The organism is Escherichia albertii (genome assembly GCF_028622335.1).
GTDB lineage: Bacteria > Pseudomonadota > Gammaproteobacteria > Enterobacterales > Enterobacteriaceae > Escherichia > Escherichia albertii.
Genome location: NZ_CP117568.1, coordinates 3,055,797 through 3,072,829, shown reverse-complemented (window position 1 = coordinate 3,072,829; position 17,033 = coordinate 3,055,797). Strand labels below are relative to the sequence as shown.

The 17,033-nt window shown below is 51.7% G+C and carries 18 protein-coding genes; 8 read left to right on the top strand and 10 right to left on the bottom strand.

Annotated elements, in window-relative coordinates:
* Window positions 1-3 precede the first annotated feature (3 nt).
* Window positions 4-1,167, top strand: coding sequence for an acetyl-CoA C-acyltransferase FadA (gene fadA / locus PS053_RS14970; protein WP_054411928.1), 1,164 nt, complete (start codon window positions 4-6; stop codon window positions 1,165-1,167).
* Between the two features lie 271 nt (window positions 1,168-1,438).
* On the opposite strand, the gene fre is transcribed toward fadA, so the two are convergent.
* On the bottom strand, window positions 1,439-2,140 hold the full coding sequence (fre, locus tag PS053_RS14965) for an NAD(P)H-flavin reductase (RefSeq protein ID WP_002460532.1): 702 nt from the start codon (window positions 2,138-2,140) through the stop codon (window positions 1,439-1,441).
* A gap of 45 nt (window positions 2,141-2,185) precedes the next feature.
* On the bottom strand, window positions 2,186-3,679 hold the full coding sequence (gene ubiD / locus PS053_RS14960) for a 4-hydroxy-3-polyprenylbenzoate decarboxylase (protein ID WP_256879339.1): 1,494 nt from the start codon (window positions 3,677-3,679) through the stop codon (window positions 2,186-2,188).
* A 166-nt stretch (window positions 3,680-3,845) separates the two neighbouring features.
* Between ubiD and rfaH the strand changes: the two genes are divergently transcribed.
* The gene (gene rfaH, locus PS053_RS14955; protein ID WP_001149536.1) at window positions 3,846-4,334 is read left to right on the top strand and encodes a transcription/translation regulatory transformer protein RfaH; all 489 of its coding nucleotides are present in this window, start codon (window positions 3,846-3,848) and stop codon (window positions 4,332-4,334) included.
* On the opposite strand, the gene tatD is transcribed toward rfaH, so the two are convergent.
* The 8 genes from tatD to rmuC form a co-directional block, all read right to left on the bottom strand.
* Window positions 4,331-5,113 (bottom strand): 3'-5' ssDNA/RNA exonuclease TatD, encoded by a 783-nt coding sequence (gene tatD / locus PS053_RS14950; RefSeq protein WP_059217581.1) that lies wholly within the window; start codon window positions 5,111-5,113, stop codon window positions 4,331-4,333. The genes rfaH and tatD overlap by 4 nt on opposite strands.
* A 41-nt stretch (window positions 5,114-5,154) precedes the next feature.
* Complete coding sequence (gene tatC, locus PS053_RS14945) at window positions 5,155-5,931, bottom strand: Sec-independent protein translocase subunit TatC (RefSeq protein ID WP_000109948.1); 777 nt, start codon at window positions 5,929-5,931, stop codon at window positions 5,155-5,157.
* Between the two features lie 2 nt (window positions 5,932-5,933).
* Window positions 5,934-6,449, bottom strand: a complete 516-nt coding sequence (gene tatB, locus PS053_RS14940; protein ID WP_000459602.1) for a Sec-independent protein translocase protein TatB — start codon at window positions 6,447-6,449, stop codon at window positions 5,934-5,936.
* 3 nt (window positions 6,450-6,452) lie between these two features.
* Window positions 6,453-6,722 (bottom strand): Sec-independent protein translocase subunit TatA, encoded by a 270-nt coding sequence (gene tatA, locus PS053_RS14935; protein ID WP_000508967.1) that lies wholly within the window; start codon window positions 6,720-6,722, stop codon window positions 6,453-6,455.
* 78 nt (window positions 6,723-6,800) lie between these two features.
* Window positions 6,801-8,441 carry a ubiquinone biosynthesis regulatory protein kinase UbiB gene (gene ubiB / locus PS053_RS14930; RefSeq protein ID WP_000187539.1) on the bottom strand — a complete coding sequence of 547 codons (1,641 nt, stop codon included), beginning with the start codon at window positions 8,439-8,441 and terminating at the stop codon, window positions 6,801-6,803.
* Window positions 8,441-9,046 (bottom strand): ubiquinone biosynthesis protein UbiJ, encoded by a 606-nt coding sequence (gene ubiJ, locus PS053_RS14925; RefSeq protein WP_149450394.1) that lies wholly within the window; start codon window positions 9,044-9,046, stop codon window positions 8,441-8,443. Before ubiJ ends, ubiB begins: the two co-directional genes overlap by 1 nt.
* Window positions 9,047-9,059: 13 nt before the next feature.
* The gene (gene ubiE, locus PS053_RS14920; protein ID WP_000227958.1) at window positions 9,060-9,815 is read right to left on the bottom strand and encodes a bifunctional demethylmenaquinone methyltransferase/2-methoxy-6-polyprenyl-1,4-benzoquinol methylase UbiE; all 756 of its coding nucleotides are present in this window, start codon (window positions 9,813-9,815) and stop codon (window positions 9,060-9,062) included.
* Window positions 9,816-9,909: 94 nt separating this feature from the next.
* The gene (gene rmuC / locus PS053_RS14915) at window positions 9,910-11,337 is read right to left on the bottom strand and encodes a DNA recombination protein RmuC (RefSeq protein ID WP_059215798.1); all 1,428 of its coding nucleotides are present in this window, start codon (window positions 11,335-11,337) and stop codon (window positions 9,910-9,912) included.
* A gap of 216 nt (window positions 11,338-11,553) precedes the next feature.
* On the opposite strand from rmuC, the gene PS053_RS14910 reads away from it, so the two are divergent.
* The 6 genes from PS053_RS14910 to PS053_RS14885 are packed head-to-tail and all read left to right on the top strand — an operon-like array spanning window position 11,554 to window position 16,992.
* Window positions 11,554-12,321: an IclR family transcriptional regulator gene (locus PS053_RS14910; protein ID WP_151401572.1), complete on the top strand. Its 768-nt coding sequence runs from the start codon at window positions 11,554-11,556 to the stop codon at window positions 12,319-12,321.
* 23 nt (window positions 12,322-12,344) lie between these two features.
* The gene (locus tag PS053_RS14905) at window positions 12,345-13,349 is read left to right on the top strand and encodes a 2-dehydro-3-deoxygalactonokinase (RefSeq protein WP_151401573.1); all 1,005 of its coding nucleotides are present in this window, start codon (window positions 12,345-12,347) and stop codon (window positions 13,347-13,349) included.
* Window positions 13,339-13,968, top strand: a complete 630-nt coding sequence (locus PS053_RS14900) for a 2-dehydro-3-deoxy-6-phosphogalactonate aldolase (RefSeq protein ID WP_059229049.1) — start codon at window positions 13,339-13,341, stop codon at window positions 13,966-13,968. Before PS053_RS14905 ends, PS053_RS14900 begins: the two co-directional genes overlap by 11 nt.
* Before the next feature lie 23 nt (window positions 13,969-13,991).
* Window positions 13,992-14,966 carry a Bug family tripartite tricarboxylate transporter substrate binding protein gene (locus PS053_RS14895; protein ID WP_044710401.1) on the top strand — a complete coding sequence of 325 codons (975 nt, stop codon included), beginning with the start codon at window positions 13,992-13,994 and terminating at the stop codon, window positions 14,964-14,966.
* A gap of 16 nt (window positions 14,967-14,982) precedes the next feature.
* Window positions 14,983-15,489, top strand: coding sequence for a tripartite tricarboxylate transporter TctB family protein (locus tag PS053_RS14890; protein WP_044710402.1), 507 nt, complete (start codon window positions 14,983-14,985; stop codon window positions 15,487-15,489).
* A gap of 12 nt (window positions 15,490-15,501) precedes the next feature.
* Window positions 15,502-16,992 carry a tripartite tricarboxylate transporter permease gene (locus PS053_RS14885; RefSeq protein ID WP_256879340.1) on the top strand — a complete coding sequence of 497 codons (1,491 nt, stop codon included), beginning with the start codon at window positions 15,502-15,504 and terminating at the stop codon, window positions 16,990-16,992.
* The last annotated feature ends 41 nt before the right edge of the window (window positions 16,993-17,033 follow it).

Here is a 17,033-nt window from a genome sequence, read left to right as displayed (position 1 = left end):
ACAATGGAACAGGTTGTCATTGTCGATGCAATTCGCACCCCGATGGGCCGTTCGAAGGGCGGTGCTTTTCGTCACGTGCGTGCGGAAGATCTCTCCGCTCATTTAATGCGTAGCCTGCTGGCACGTAACCCGGCGCTGGAAGCAGCGGCCCTCGACGATATTTACTGGGGTTGTGTGCAGCAAACGCTGGAGCAAGGTTTTAACATCGCCCGTAACGCGGCGCTGTTGGCAGAAGTACCACACTCTGTCCCAGCGGTGACCGTCAATCGCTTGTGTGGTTCATCCATGCAGGCACTGCATGACGCAGCACGGATGATTATGACTGGCGATGCGCAGGCATGTCTGGTTGGCGGCGTGGAGCATATGGGCCATGTGCCAATGAGCCACGGTGTCGATTTTCACCCCGGCCTGAGCCGCAATGTCGCCAAAGCAGCGGGCATGATGGGCTTAACGGCAGAAATGCTGGCGCGTATGCACGGTATCAGCCGTGAAATGCAGGATGCCTTTGCCGCGCGATCACATGCTCGCGCCTGGGCCGCCACGCAATCAGGCGCATTTAAAAATGAAATTATCCCGACCGGTGGTCACGATGCCGACGGCGTCCTGAAGCAGTTTAATTACGACGAAGTGATTCGCCCGGAAACCACCGTGGAAGCCCTCGCCACGCTGCGTCCGGCGTTCGATCCCGTCAGCGGTACGGTAACGGCGGGTACATCTTCTGCGCTTTCCGATGGCGCGGCTGCCATGCTGGTGATGAGTGAAAGCCGCGCTCGTGAATTAGGCCTTCAGCCGCGCGCCCGTGTGCGTTCGATGGCGGTCGTTGGTTGTGATCCGTCGATTATGGGTTACGGCCCGGTTCCGGCCTCAAAACTGGCGCTGAAAAAAGTGGGACTTTCTGCCAGCGATATCGGCGTATTCGAGATGAACGAAGCTTTTGCCGCGCAGATCCTGCCGTGCATTAAAGATCTGGGGCTAATGGAGCAGATTGACGAGAAGATCAACCTCAATGGTGGTGCGATCGCGCTGGGTCATCCGCTGGGGTGTTCCGGTGCGCGTATCAGCACCACGCTGCTGAATCTGATGGAACGCAAAGACGTTCAGTTTGGTCTGGCGACGATGTGCATCGGTCTGGGTCAGGGTATTGCGACGGTGTTTGAGCGGGTATAAACACTTGCCGGATGCGGCGTAAACGCCTTATCCGACCTACGGTTCAAAACTCCGGTAGGCACGATAAGACGCGCCAGCGTCACATCGGGCATTGTTTGCCGGATGCGGCGTAAACGCCTTATCCGGCCTACGGTTCAAAACTCCGGTAGGCACGATAAGACGCGACTGCGTCGCATCGGGCATTGTTTGCCAGATGCGACGTAGAGTAATGCCACTGTATAAAGTTTTAGTTGCCGTTTTTCCCGCCTGTCAGGGGCGGGTTTTTTATGGCTCAGATAAACTCAAATGCATCGCCAAACAGGCGATCTTCCCGCGCACTACGCTCATTGCAGAACAGGTCACGAGCGATTTTTGCCATCTCAAAACGCCCGGCGATATAAATATCATGCTCCGCCAGCGTACCGTGATCCTGCAACACCGCGGTTAACACTGTGCCAGTACGACCACGCCAGCCCGCTTCCGGTTGTTCGACCACCGGCACCACTTGCAGACCAGAATGCTTAAGCGAAAGCGCCTCAAGTTCGGAGAGATCATAAAGATGCTGCTCTTCACGCCCGCCCCAGTAAATGGTGATATCACGATTAGGGTTACGCGCCAGCGCCGTCAGCAAAATCGAACGGGCATAAGAGAACCCTGTACCGCCCGCGATAAGAATCATTGGACGCTCGTCATCATCGCGCAACCAGGCTTCACCGTGAGGAATATCCACCACGATTTGGTGATCTTTAAGGATGCGATCCATGACGGCTTTTGCGTAAAGATTGATTTCAGAAGCACCTATATGCAGCTCAATGAAACCTTTTTCATCCGGCGTCGAGGCCATCGAAAACGGGCGTTTATCGCGCTCATCCATCACTACCATCAAATACTGACCAGCACGAAAAGAAAAGGCCGCGTCTGGCACAATTCGAACGCGGTACACGGTATCCGTAATAGCTTCTACCGAGGTCACTTTACAGCTTAAGGTTGTCATGCGCTTTCTCTGTCGGATCGATAAATAGGGCAAAACAAACGCGCATCAGGCGCTTTTACCGTTGTTAAAAATAGCCAGCTCATCCCAGATTGCATCAACACGCGCGACGACATCCGAATCTTTTTTGATGGGACGTCCCCACTCACGCTGGGTTTCCCCCGGCCATTTATTTGTGGCATCCAGCCCCATTTTTGAGCCCAGCCCAGAAACAGGCGAAGCAAAATCCAGATAATCAATGGGCATGTTTTCAACCAGTACCGTGTCCCGCGCGGGGTCCATTCGGGTGGTAATCGCCCAAATCACATCGTTCCAGTCGCGTGCGTTGACGTCATCATCGCAAACGATCACAAATTTAGTGTACATAAACTGACGTAAGAACGACCAGACGCCCATCATGACGCGCTTTGCGTGTCCGGCGTACTGTTTTTTGATCGTCACGACGGCCAGGCGGTACGAGCAGCCTTCCGGCGGCAGATAAAAATCGACGATTTCCGGGAACTGCTTTTGCAGAATCGGCACGAACACTTCGTTCAATGCCACGCCCAGCACCGCAGGTTCATCCGGCGGACGCCCGGTGTAGGTAGAGTGATAAATAGCGTCTTCACGCTGGGTAATATGCGTCACGGTAAAGACAGGGAAGCGGTCTACTTCATTGTAGTACCCCGTGTGGTCGCCATACGGCCCTTCCGGCGCCATCTCGCCCGGCTCAATATAGCCCTCCAGCACAATCTCCGCGCTGGCTGGCACTTCCAGATCATTAGAAATGCACTTCACCACTTCAGTTTTGGTGCCGCGTAACAATCCGGCAAATGCATATTCTGAGAGAGTATCTGGAATGGGCGTTACCGCACCAAGAATTGTTGCCGGATCGGCTCCCAGCGCCACAGAAACCGGGAAACGTTCGCCCGGATGCGCCGCGCACCACTCCTGATAATCCAGCGCGCCGCCGCGATGCGACAGCCAGCGCATAATCAGCTTGTTTTTACCAATCAACTGCTGGCGATAAATCCCCAGATTCTGCCGATCTTTATGCGGACCGCGCGTCACGGTCAACCCCCAGGTAATCAGCGGCGCGGCATCTTCCGGCCAGCAGGTCATGATGGGAATGCGGTTGAGATCGACATCATCACCGGAGACGATTTTTTGTTGGCAGGGCGCACCGCGCAGTCGTTTCGTCGGCATGTTTAATATCTGCTTAAACTGCGGCAGTTTATCAAACAGATCGCGAAATCCCTTTGGCGGCTCAGGTTCTTTCAGAAACGCTAATAATTTACCGACTTCACGCAGTGCCGAAACATCTTCTTGCCCCATGCCCATTGCCACGCGCTTTGGCGTACCAAACAGGTTACACAGCACCGGCATTGAATAACCCTTCGGGTTTTCGAACAACAGCGCAGGACCACCGGCACGCAACGTGCGGTCGGCAATTTCAGTGATTTCCAGATGCGGGTCCACCGGAAGCGTAATACGTTTTAACTCACCTTGCTGTTCAAGCAGCGTCAAGAAGTCGCGTAAGTCGTTATATTTCATGGCGTCCATTGTAGCCTCTTAATCTGCGCCCATTATACGGCGTTCATCTGCGCGATGCTGTAAATTTGTTAAATTAGCGTGAACTCTGACGGTATAACTCAAACCGGGGAATATAATTAACTTAGCGTAAAGCTTTTGCTATCCTTTCGCCCCGATTAAACGGATAAGAGTCATTATGCAAGCCTGGTATTTACTGTACTGCAAGCGCGGGCAACTTCAACGTGCCCAGGAACACCTCGAAAGACAGGCGGTTAATTGCCTGGCGCCGATGATCACTCTGGAGAAAATCGTGCGTGGCAAACGTACCGCAGTCAGTGAACCGTTGTTCCCCAACTACCTGTTTGTAGAATTCGATCCAGAAGTGATTCATACCACGACCATCAGTGCCACTCGCGGCGTCAGCCACTTCGTGCGCTTTGGTCCGTCGCCAGCGATAGTTCCATCTGCCGTAATTCATCAGTTATCGATATATAAACCGGAAGATATTGTCGATCCATCAACGCCGTATCCTGGTGATAAAGTAATTATCACTGAAGGCGCATTCGAAGGTTTTCAGGCCATTTTTACCGAGCCCGACGGTGAAGCGCGTTCCATGCTACTCCTTAATCTGATCAATAAAGAGATTAAGCACAGTGTGAAGAACACCGAGTTCCGTAAGCTCTAAAACGCGATCCCAAACAGCGTTTTAACGTTGTTATCTGTGGTTGCCGCCAGCCACGCAGCATCTTCCCCACGCCAGTGCGCAATGCGTTGCAGAATATGGGGAAGATTCGCGGGTTCATTGCGCCGTGACGATGGCTTCGGAGTGAGATCGCGTGGGAGCAAATACGGCGCATCAGTCTCAACCAGTAATTTCTCCGCCGGAATCAACGGCAACAGTTCCCGCAGTTCCAGTCCACGTCGTTCGTCGCAAACCCAACCGGTAATGCCGATATAAATCCCACGCGCCACGCACTCCTGCATCTCTTCGCACGTACCGGTAAAACAGTGCAACACTGCGCCAGGCAGTTTATCCAGCCACGGCTCCAGCAACGTCATAAATCGCTCGTGGGCATCACGACAGTGCATAAATACCGGCATATTTAACTCTGCAGCAATGCGCAACTGGGCGACAAAGGCTCGTTCTTGCTCTTCCGGCGTGGAAAAGTTGCGGTTAAAGTCGAGGCCGCACTCGCCAATCGCCACTACTTCTGGCTGCGAGGCCAGCTCAATGATCGCTTCTTCGGTCGCAGCTTGCCATTGACTGCTGTCATGAGGATGCACGCCCGCCGTTGACCAACAGCGCGGATAGTGCCGCGCCAGCTTTTGCGCCTGCTGGCTTTCGCGCAAGTTAGTACCGGTGATGAGCAGCCCATTAACCCCCGCAGCAAAAGCACGCGTTACGATATCATCACGATCTTTCGCAAATTGTGAGCTGGTCAAATTAACGCCAATATCAAACATCCTGCCCCCCATATGACAACCGCCCTGACGGGCGGTTGAATTTATTCTTTAGTTTTTTCGCTTTCTGCTTCAGCGTCATTTTCTTCTTCCCGGTTTCGACCTTTACCAACGTAAAAGCGTGAGAAGAAAACACCGATTTCAAACAGAAAATACATCGGAACTGCCAGCAGCGTTTGCGAGAAGACATCCGGCGGCGTCAACAACATCCCGACGACGAATGCGCCGACCAGTACATACGGCCGTTTTTTGCGCAAATCTTCTGGTGTGGTAATCCCCATCCAGCACAGAAGTACAATCGCCACCGGCACTTCGAACGAAACGCCGAACGCCATAAACAGCGCCATCACGAAGCTTAAATAGCTGGCGATGTCGGTAGATACCTGTACTCCTTCCGGTGCGGTATTGGCGAGAAAACCAAACGCCAACGGAAAAACCACAAAATAGGCGAACGCCATACCGATATAAAATAGCAGAGAACTGGAGACCAGCAGCGGCACCACCAGGCGACGTTCGTGCTTATACAGTGCGGGGGCAATAAACGCCCACACCTGGTAGAGAATCACTGGCGCTGACAAAATCAGCGACACCATAAAGGTCAGCTTGATCGGCGTAAAGAACGGCGACGCCACGTCAGTGGCAATCATCGTTGAACCTTGCGGCAGCTGCTTAATCAACGGCGCAGAGACCAGGTGATAGATGTCATTGGCAAAATAGACCAGACACAGGAATATCACGATCACCGCGATAATGCAGTTCAGCAGACGCTTACGCAGCTCAATCAGATGCGTGATAAGCGGTTGAGTATCTTCTACAGACATGTTTACGGTTTATCACTCGACGAAGGGGAAGGTGCAGCGGTTTTCGGCTCAGCGTCCGCAGCAGGTTTTACCACCGGTTCTGGCGTAGTCTCCGGTTTTTGTTCCGGCGAACTAACCTGTGTTTCGGCAGCAGCAGGGATTACTCCCTCATGCGCAGACTCATTGCCTTTCACCACCGGATTATGGATGGTGTGCGCTTCATCGCTTGCCTTTTCAGGATCATTCGCAACGTAAGAACGTTTCATCGACTCCGCAGCCTGGCGCAGTTCATCCATTGACGCTTTCAGCTCTGGCGTCAGGTTAGTCAGGCTCGCTTTTTCAACCTTTTTCAGGCTGTCCTGAAACTCCTGGAGTTTTAACTCCTGGGTCAGTTCGTTCTGCACCGTTGTCGCCAGTGAGCGCAACGCACGAATCCAGCCCGCTACCGTTTTTACCGCCACAGGCAGTCGTTGCGGCCCCAAAACAACGAGGCCGATAATGAATACCAATAGCAGTTCGCTAAAACCGATATCAAACACGGATTACACCTGCTCTTTATCGTGGCGCTTTGCGTCTTCTGTTTTAGCCTGTTCCTGATTCACGTCCGCCTGCTTATCGGCGATAGTTTTTGCAGTAAAATCAGCATCCTGACTGGTTTTATCCTGCTTAGGTTCATCATCGCTCATTGCTTTTTTAAAGCCTTTGATCGACGCACCAAGATCGGAACCGATGGAGCCGAGCTTTTTGGTGCCAAAAAGCAGTACAACGATGACGGCAATAATCAATAACTGCCAAATACTGATACCACCCATACATGTTCCTCTGTGGTAGATGATGATTGAATAAGGCCACATTATACGTTATGCAGCCCGCCTTGAGCGATGAAAAAATCAGCGCATTTTGCGCCAGCCGACAAACCAGGCCACCAGGCCAGCCGCCATTAACCAACCCGGCATCAGCCCCCATTCAGGTCGGCTGACCAGCAAGAATGTGCCACTTAACACTAACGTCGCCCCAATCCCCAATAAATAACGGGATTGCCCCTGACGCACATGGTTAGACTGTAACTCGCGCGCAATCTTATCAACACTGTGCTGTAAATACTTGCCCTGGCGCAAACTGTCATAAACCAGTTCAGGCAGTTCTGGCATTTTTTCGATCCAGAATGGCGCTTTTTCCTTAAATGCCCTCACCAGCGCGGGGATGCCGACCTGCTCTTTAATCCACGACTCAAGGAAAGGTTTTGCAGTTTTCCATAAATCAAGCTGCGGATAAAGCTGCCGTCCTACCCCTTCAACATAGAGCAGGGTTTTCTGAAGTAACACCAGTTGCGGCTGTACTTCCATATTAAAGCGACGTGCCGTATTAAACAGATTTAACAGCACATGTCCAAACGAAATTTCGGCCAGCGGTTTTTCAAAGATAGGCTCGCAGACAGTACGAATGGCAAATTCGAACTCTTCAACGTTAGTATCTGGAGGAACCCAGCCGGAATCGACATGCAGTTCTGCCACTTTGCGGTAGTCACGGTTAAAGAAGGCGATAAAGTTCTCTGCCAGATAGCGTTTATCTTCTTTGTTTAGCGAACCGACAATACCGCAATCAATACCGATATATTTCGGGTTTTCCGGGTGTTCATAGCTTACGAAAATGTTGCCTGGGTGCATATCGGCATGAAAAAAGCTGTCACGAAAAACCTGAGTAAAGAACACCTGCACGCCGCGTTCTGCCAGCAATTTCATGTTGGTGCCGTTTTTCTCCAGGGCTGCGACATCAGAAACGGGTATGCCGTAAATACGCTCCATCACCATCATCCCTTCACTGCAATAGTCAGGGTAAACTTCCGGGATGTAGAGCATCGGGCTATTTTCAAAATTGCGCCGAAGCTGAATGGCGTTAGCAGATTCCCGCAGCAAATTCAGTTCATCTATCAGCGTTTTTTCATACTCACGCACCACTTCGGTTGGACGCAGACGGCGACCATCCGGCAGCAAACGCGGTACCCAACGGGCCAGGCGGTAGATAAGTTTCAGATCCGCTTTAATAACCGGCAAAATATCCGGGCGGATGACTTTAATCACCACCTCTTTGCCATTCGATTTCAATCGCGCGGTATGAACCTGAGCGATAGAGGCCGACGCCAGCGGCTTGATTTCAAAATCGTCAAACCACGCTTCCACCGGCAGGCCACCCATTGCAGTTTCAATCTGTTGCTTCGCCAGTTCGCCATCAAAAGGCGCAACTTTATCCTGTAAGAGCGCCAGTTGGTCAGCAATATGCGGCGGGAAAAGGTCACGGCGCGTCGACAGCATCTGCCCGAACTTGATCCATACCGGACCCAGTTCTTGCAGCGCCAGCCGAAGCCGTTCACCTAACGGTTTGTCTTTGTGCCGATTCGGCATCCAGAATAATGAATATCGCCACAACCGTAGCGGCAGGGTGATACGCATTTTAGGAATCAGTTCATCAAGTCCGTAGCTTAAAAAAGTGCGAATGATGAAATACAGGCGCCGTACTTCACCTGGCGTCATTAAACTGCCTCCAGTTTTTCCAACCGTTTGGCCAGGGCATCTACAGCACGCTCAACGGCAGCCGTCTCTTCCGCAAACCAGGCGACTTCCAGCGGACCCGGCGCCATACGCCACTCTTCAGTAATCGCTTCCGCCGCATAACGTTGCTGGCGCTGAATGCCATGATATAGAAACTTTGCACCACCACGCAGCGCTTTGCTGATACCTTCGGCAGCAATATCACCGGTATAAGGCGCCAGCAATTCCGCAGGATCAAACTCAGCCAAATCAGCCAACGCCACGAAGTTCTGTACGACCTGAATATCGCCCTGCACTTCCAGCTCGCCACTACGGATCAGCGCGGCAAGCTGCTGACGATCGCGGAGTTTCGGCAACACGCTGGCGTAAGCGATCACAGTGCAATCAGCATCACCCGCCCATTCACCGAGCACATCGACCTGGCGTTCACTGAATACCAAAATCAGCGACGTAGAAAAGCCTTTTACCTCCACGCGCAGCACTTTACCCAGCAGACGCGAACGGGCCGTTTTCAGCGCGGGTGAGCGATACAGGAAGGTGTTGAGCAGACGTTCAATTCCTGCCGTCACTAAAGGTTTAAAAGGCATAGTCGTACTCCTGTCAGAACTTATAACCACGATGCAGCGCCACAACACCTGCCGTCAGGTTGTAATAGTCGACACTTTCAAATCCGGCATCCTGCATCATGGCTTTCAAAGTATCCTGATCGGGATGCATACGGATAGATTCTGCCAGATAACGGTAGCTATCGGCGTCGTTCGCCACCAGCGAACCAATACGCGGCAGCACATGGAAGGAGTAAGCATCATAGGCTTTACTTAGCGGCTCGATAATCGGCTTCGAGAACTCAAGTACCAACAGACGACCGCCGGGTTTCAGCACGCGATACATCGAACGTAGCGCTTTATCTTTGTCGGTGACGTTACGCAGACCAAACGAAATAGTGATGCAGTCAAAGGTGTTATCCGGGAACGGCAGCGCCTCAGCGTTCGCCTGAACATACTCAACATTGCCAATCACACCGATATTACGCAGCTTCTCGCGACCCATTTTGAGCATGGATTCATTGATATCAGCGAGCACGACTTTGCCAGTTTCGCCGACCAGACGGGAGAATTTCGCTGTCAGGTCGCCAGTACCGCCAGCCAGATCCAGCACGGTCTGCCCACGGCGTACGCCGCTACAATCGATCGTGAATCGCTTCCATAAACGATGAATACCAAATGACATCAAATCATTCATGACATCGTATTTTGATGCCACGGAATGGAAAACATGGGCGACCATATCCGCTTTTTGTTCCTTCGCGACGGTCTGAAAACCAAAGTGCGTCGTTTCTTGTGACTTATCCACCATCTCAATGCCTGCTCATCAAAAAATTGTTCCAGAAGTGTAACAGATTGGGCGTCGTTGCCCTAGATTTCTACCCGGTGCAACTACCCCTAATGGGCTAGTTCGATTGCTGATTATATTCATCATCGCGTTGATAAGCTTCATCATTCGGCTGCTCTGGAACTGATCGCAGTCGATATTCTTCATCCTGACTCACCGCTTGTTCCGCCAAATCTGGATTAATCTCGCGTTTAATTTCTACCCCTAAACCGCGAAACGCTTCTGCCTGCGCCAGCACATTTCCGCGACCTGAAGAAAGTTTTTTCATTGCCTGACGATAGTTATCCTGCGCTTTGTCCAGGCTTTGACCAATCGCAGACATATCATCGACAAACAGACGCATCTTGTCGTACAGCTTGCTGGCGCGGTCGGCGATTTGCTGAGCGTTGCGGCTTTGATGCTCATAACGCCACAGGTTGGCGATAGTACGCAACGCCACCAGCAGCGTGGTGGGACTAACCAGCATTATGTTGTTCTTTAACGCCTCGGTAATTAACTCCGGCTGACGGTCCAGCGCCAGTAGAAATGCCGGTTCCACAGGAATAAACATCAGCACGTAATCCAGAGTTCGCAGCCCCGGCAGCTGTTGATAATCTTTGCGTCCCAGCAAGCGAATGTGATTACGCACCGAGGCGATATGCTCCTGCAGCGCGCTTTCGCGGGTATAGTCATCTTCCGCGTTGAAGTAGCGCTCATACGCGACCAACGTCATTTTGGCGTCGATCACCACATCTTTCCCCTGTGGCAACCGTACGATAACATCTGGCTGCATCCGCGAACGCGCATCGTTTTCTATGCTGACCTGGGTTTCATATTCATACCCTTCACGCAAGCCAGATGCCTCCAGCACGCGCGTTAACACCACCTCGCCCCAGTTCCCCTGTGTTTTATTATCGCCTTTCAGCGCGCGAGTCAGGTTGATCGCTTCCTGGGCCATTTGCGCGTTGAGTTGCTGTAGATTACGAATTTCGTGAGTCAGGGTATGGCGTTCTTGTGCTTCTTTACCAAAACTGTCCTGTACCTGGCGGCGAAAGCCATCCAGTTGCTCCCGTAGCGGCGATAGCAAGCTGTTCAAACTCTGACGATTTTGTTCATCAACACGACGATTACTGTGCTCAAAAATTCGATTGGCGAGATTTTCAAACTGTTCACTGAGCCGCTGTTCGCTGTTGATCATCTGGCGAATCTTATCGTCAGCATGTTGCTGTGCAGCTTCCATCCGCGTGGTCACTTCACGCAGATCCGCCTCCAGAGAGGTATTGATACTTTGTAGGCTACGCACTTCGTTATTGAGCAATTCACACTCTGTGCGCCAGTGCTCACTTTGGGTAATTTGTTGTTTTGCCGCACTTAACTCCGCGACCATCTCTTCACGTTCAGCTAATTGCTCGGCTTTTTGCTGTGCATGCTGATAACTGGCAAACAGCCAGCCAATGGCCACACTAACCAGCGCAATAATGGCATAAACAATGATTGAGAAATCCACAAAGCCTCCTGACGCAACAACTTACCCGCACAAAATAGAATTGTGCTGTACAAACGTCCAGTTGGAAAGGCATTTCCTGCGAGGCGCTCCGCAAAACGATCGTTAATTTACGCAAACCAATCCCACTATATGAGATTGATTTTATATTGTGGGAACAATCACCTTTTCCGTACTTCATTCTGTGGAAAACTTCAGCAACATCATCAGGAGAAACTTATGGCAAAAACCACGCTAAATACCACCGGCGCACAAACGTTATTACGTGGGCTGGAGGTTCTCAACGCTGTTTATAACGGCTGCCATGACCTGAAAAGCATCGGTGAGTTTACGGGAACTACCCGTAGTACAACCCACCGTTTAGTCACTGTTCTGGTAGAACAACGCTATCTGCGTCATGTCCCGACGCAAGGCTACCAACTCGGCGCGAAACTAATCGAATTCGGCGCCCGTGCTCTGGAAAGCACCTCACTGTATGAAGTAGCGCAACCCATTTTGCAGCGTCTTGCTCGCTATACCCTCGATACGGTGCATCTGGGGGTCGTTGACGACAACGCAGTACTTTATCTGGAAAAGATCAACAGTCAGCGCGGGTTAGAAATGCGCTCACGTCCCGGGCATCGCATGCCGCTGGCAATCACGGGAATTGGTAAAGCATTGATTCTCAACCGAACGGAAGAGGAGTGGCGCACGTTGTTTTTGACTTGCGGTGATGAAACGAAACTGGGCGCATTTATACAAAACATGCGCCGTTATGCCGCCTGTGGTTTTGCTTTTGATCTGGAAGAGAATGAGCCGACTATCCGTTGCGTTGCAGCCCCCATTTACAACGCCCGGGATGAAATTGTGGCGGCCATTTCTGTCGCCAGTACCACCACATATATGTCCCTGACACGTCTTGAAGAACTGGCACCTTACGTCAAATCCTGTGCAGAAGAGATATCCGCTGAACTGGGCTGGGGTAAGCACATCCGCAAAGATAATTAAACCATGACTAAAGGAAACGACTAATGTCGGAAGCACCCTCATTTATTGCCCTGGACTGGGGAACATCATCGCTTCGTGCATGGCGTTTTGGCGACTCACCAAATCCACAAGAAAAACGTGAATTCCCCTGGGGGATCATGAAATTACCTTCCCAGACAGCAACACGTGAGGAAGCTTTCCACAATACGTTTTTACGTGTCTGCGGCGACTGGCTGGCGCAATCCCCATGCCAGGTTCTGGCTTGCGGCATGATCGGCAGTGCGCAAGGATGGCAACCAGCGGCTTATTTACCTTGCCCGGTCACTGTCGATAGTCTGGCAAAGCAGCTGACGCCTGTTATCCACCAGCAGCAGACAATGCTGCACATCATTCCCGGTGTGATTAAAGAAGGTGAAATGCCCGAAGTAATGCGTGGCGAAGAGACGCAAATCTTCGGTGCCATCGCAATAGAACCGGTCATGCAAGATGCTATTCGTAAAAATGTGCCGGTGCTGATTGGCTTACCTGGCACACATGCGAAATGGGCAATCATTGAAAACAACACCATTACCGATTTCCGAACTTTTATGACGGGCGAGTTATTTGATGTTTTATCCCGCCATTCGATTCTCGGTGCCACCATGCGTCCAGGAGATGAACCATACTGGGACGCCTTTGCTCTTGGGTTGGAGGCTGCACGTGAACATCATCAGACCGGATTATTATCGACACTGTTTTCGACTCGTTCGCGCCTGCTGACCGATAATCTCACACCGTCCTCACAGGGCGATTACCTTTCCGGGTTACTGATAGGTCATGAATTATGTGGCCTGGCATCCAGTTTGCTGCGCGATTTACCCGCCACAACACCGATCGCCTTAATCGGTAGCGCCACTCTGAACAGCCGCTATTCACGAGCATTCAGCCACATTTTTCCCGACAGACAGCTACACACCATTCCTAATGCCACTGAACAGGGATTATGGCAAATCGCTCACGCTGCCGGGCTACTCATCACCAACGCCAGGGAATGTACCCATGCCATTTAATACGCTTTTACAAAAAACCGGGTTAGTCGCCATTTTACGCGGCGTGAAACCGGATGAGGTTGTCGCCATCGGCGAAAAGCTGTACGCCGCCGGATTTCGTTTAATGGAGATCCCCATGAACTCGCCGGAGCCGTTGCAAAGTATCAGTTTACTGCGTGACGCCCTGCCTAAGGACGGTCTGGTTGGCGCCGGAACTGTGCTTTCGGTAGAGCAGGTGGTCGCGGTTAAAGAAGCAGGAGGCCAGATTATCGTGATGCCACATTGCGATACTGCGGTGATCCGTCGCGCCCGTGCACTGGGTATGTATTGTGCGCCAGGTGTCGCTACGCCCACCGAAGCTTTTGCTGCCATTGAACATGGCGCCAATGCCATCAAGCTGTTCCCGGCTGAACAAATTACGCCAGAAGTCACCAAAGCCTGGCGTGCGGTTATTCCTCAATCCATTCCGATGTTACCGGTTGGCGGTATCACACCGGAAACAATGGCGCGTTACCTGAACCACGGCGCAAACGGCTTTGGCCTCGGTTCTGCGCTATATCGCCCCGGCATGACGCCGGAGCAAGTTTATGAAAATGCAGTGCAGTTTGTGAACACATGGAACAATTTGAATAACAACTAACTGATAAATAAGGATATGAAATAATGATAAAGCATCTTACCTTACCCCAAAAAATAGCAGCTCTGGCACTTCTTGCAGGCGTTACACTCAGCACTGCGCCTGTACAGGCTGCTTCCTACCCAACGAAACAGATCGAACTCATCGTGCCCTATGCTGCCGGAGGCGGTACAGACCTTGTTGCTCGCGCCTTTGCTGATGCCGCCAAAAACCATTTACCTGTCAGCGTCGGGGTTATCAATAAACCTGGCGGCGGCGGTGCTATCGGCCTGAGTGAAATCGCGGCTGCCCGCCCTAACGGATACAAAATCGGTTTAGGCACGGTTGAACTGACCACCCTTCCCAGCCTCGGAATGGTGCGTTTTAAAACCAGCGACTTCAAACCCATCGCCCGTCTGAATGCTGATCCAGCGGCTATCACCGTCCGTGCTGACGCACCGTGGAATAGCTATGACGAATTTATGACTTACGCCAAAGCGAATCCCGGAAAAGTACGCATTGGCAACTCAGGCACCGGGGCTATCTGGCATCTGGCGGCGGCTGCGCTGGAAGACAAAACGGGCGCGAAGTTTTCTCATGTCCCTTATGACGGCGCAGCGCCTGCAATTACAGGTCTGTTAGGCGGACATATTGAAGCGGTTGCTGTTAGCCCTGGCGAAGTTATCAACCATGTGAAGGGCGGCAAGCTTAAGACATTGGTGGTGATGGCTGATGAACGCGTGAAAACCATGCCTGACGTACCGACGTTAAAAGAGAAAGGCGTTGATCTCTCCATCGGCACCTGGCGCGGCCTGATTGTGTCGCAAAAAACACCGCAAGATGTTGTTGAGGTTCTATCGAAGGCAGCAAAAGAGACGGCTGAAGAGCCCGCATTCCAGGATTCACTGCAAAAGCTGAATCTCAACTATGCATGGCTTGACGGTGCCAGCTTCCAGACGCAAATCAGCGCTCAGGAACAGTACTTTGATGAATTACTGACTCGCCTGGGTCTGAAAAAATAACCACAAGGTACGGTAGATGAACACAAAACAGTCTGTTGCTCAACTTGCCGTGCCGCACCGCAAACGCCTCTCATCCACCGTGGTGGTGGCGTTGTTACTTTGTGTGGTTGCTGGAACGGTTATTTTTAATGCCGCTGATTTTCCAGCAACCGCCATTGAAACAGATCCCGGTGCAAGCGCCTTCCCTACCTTTTATGCCTGCGCCCTGATTGTGCTCGCTATCTTGTTGGTGATACGTAATTCAATGCTGACAACATCTGAATCCCCTCTCCTCCCACAGGAAAAACCGGCATTCAGGAAAACAACAGCGGGAATTGCGACAACCGCTTTTTATATTGTGGCGATGAGTTACTGCGGTTATCTCATTACCACACCTGTTTTTCTCATCATCATTATGACGTTGATGGGCTACAGACGATGGCTACTCACACCCGTTATTGCGCTACTGTTGACAGCGATCCTCTGGTTGCTGTTTGTCGAAGCGTTACAGGTTCCCTTACCCGTCGGCACATTTTTCGAATAACAGGGGCCAGCAATGTTTGAAAGTGAACTTTTAGCTCAGGGTTTATCGACGCTGTTCAGCCATCCTCAGGCGCTGCTGTTTGCCACTTTTGGGGTGATGCTGGGCATTGTGATTGGCGCCTTGCCCGGTCTGACAGCGACCATGGGAGTGGCGATTTTGCTGCCTTTCACCTACGGCATGGAGCCTGTGTCTGGTTTGTTGATGATTTGCGGCGTCTTTTTTGGCGGCGTATATGGCGGTTCCATAACTGCGATTTTGCTCAAAATTCCAGGAACGCCTGCCGCAGCAGCCACTGCAATTGACGGTTATGAACTGACGAAGCAGGGAAAAGCCGGGCTGGCATTGAGCACTGCCACCTTCTCTTCCTTTAGTGGCGGAACGATCAGCATTATCGTGTTGATGTTTCTCTCTCCACTACTTGCAAGTTGGGCGTTGAAATTTAGTGCCTCGGAGTCTTTCGCCCTGGCAACTTTCGGACTGAGCATTATTGCCAGTATTTCCGGTGAGTCGTTGATTAAAGGGCTGATTGCCGGGGTTGGTGGATTGCTGATCGCAACGATAGGCCTTGATCCAATGGGCGGTTTTCCACGCTTCACGGACGGATTTGTGGAACTGATGAATGTGCCATTTATCCCAGTGATGATTGGTTTATTCGCGGCTTCAGAAGCATTCCGCTCTATGGAGCAAAATCAGCAAATTCGTCAGGGTGCGAAAGTGGTTATCGGCAGTCTGCTACTGCCCTGGCAAACACTACGCCGTATCGCACTCACCATTTTGCGCTCATCAGGATTAGGGGTTTTTATCGGCATGATCCCCGGTGCGGGGGCAGATATTGCAGCTTTTGTTGCCTATAACGAAACACGTCGTTTCAGTAATACACCAGAAAACTTTGGTAAGGGTGAAATTAAAGCTGTGGCCTCCTGTGAGGCAGGCGCGAATGGCTGCACCGGTGGCGCATTGTTACCTATGCTGACGCTGGGGATCCCTGGCGATGCGGTAACCGCCATCATGCTGGGCGCGTTAACGTTACAGGGAATGCAACCAGGCCCGCTGATGTTTACCGACCACGGCGATATGGTTTATACGCTGTTTGTCGGCATGATCTTCTGTTACTTCATGCTGCTGGTTCTTGGACTGCTCTCTTTGAAAGTCATCGGCAACGTGGTGAAAATTCCCGGTAATATTCTCACGCCGATGATTCTCGCGCTTTGTGTTGTCGGGACTTATGCACTGAACAATAGCCTGTTTGATGTCGGCATTATGCTGATTGCGGGCGTAGTGGGCTATTTCATGCAGAAAGGGGGATATCCGGCGTCACCCGTAGTACTGGCATTGATTATGGGGCCAATGGCGGAAAGTAATTTTCGCCGCGCGTTGTCGCTTTCAGGGGGGTCACTCGACTTTCTGTATACCCGACCGATCACACTGGCATTACTGACACTGGCAGCCTTTACGCTACTGACGCCAATAATCCGCAAAATTATGCGCTTACGGCGTCAGTAATTGATATCGCTCCCTGATGTTGGGAAATGTGAGACTGATGG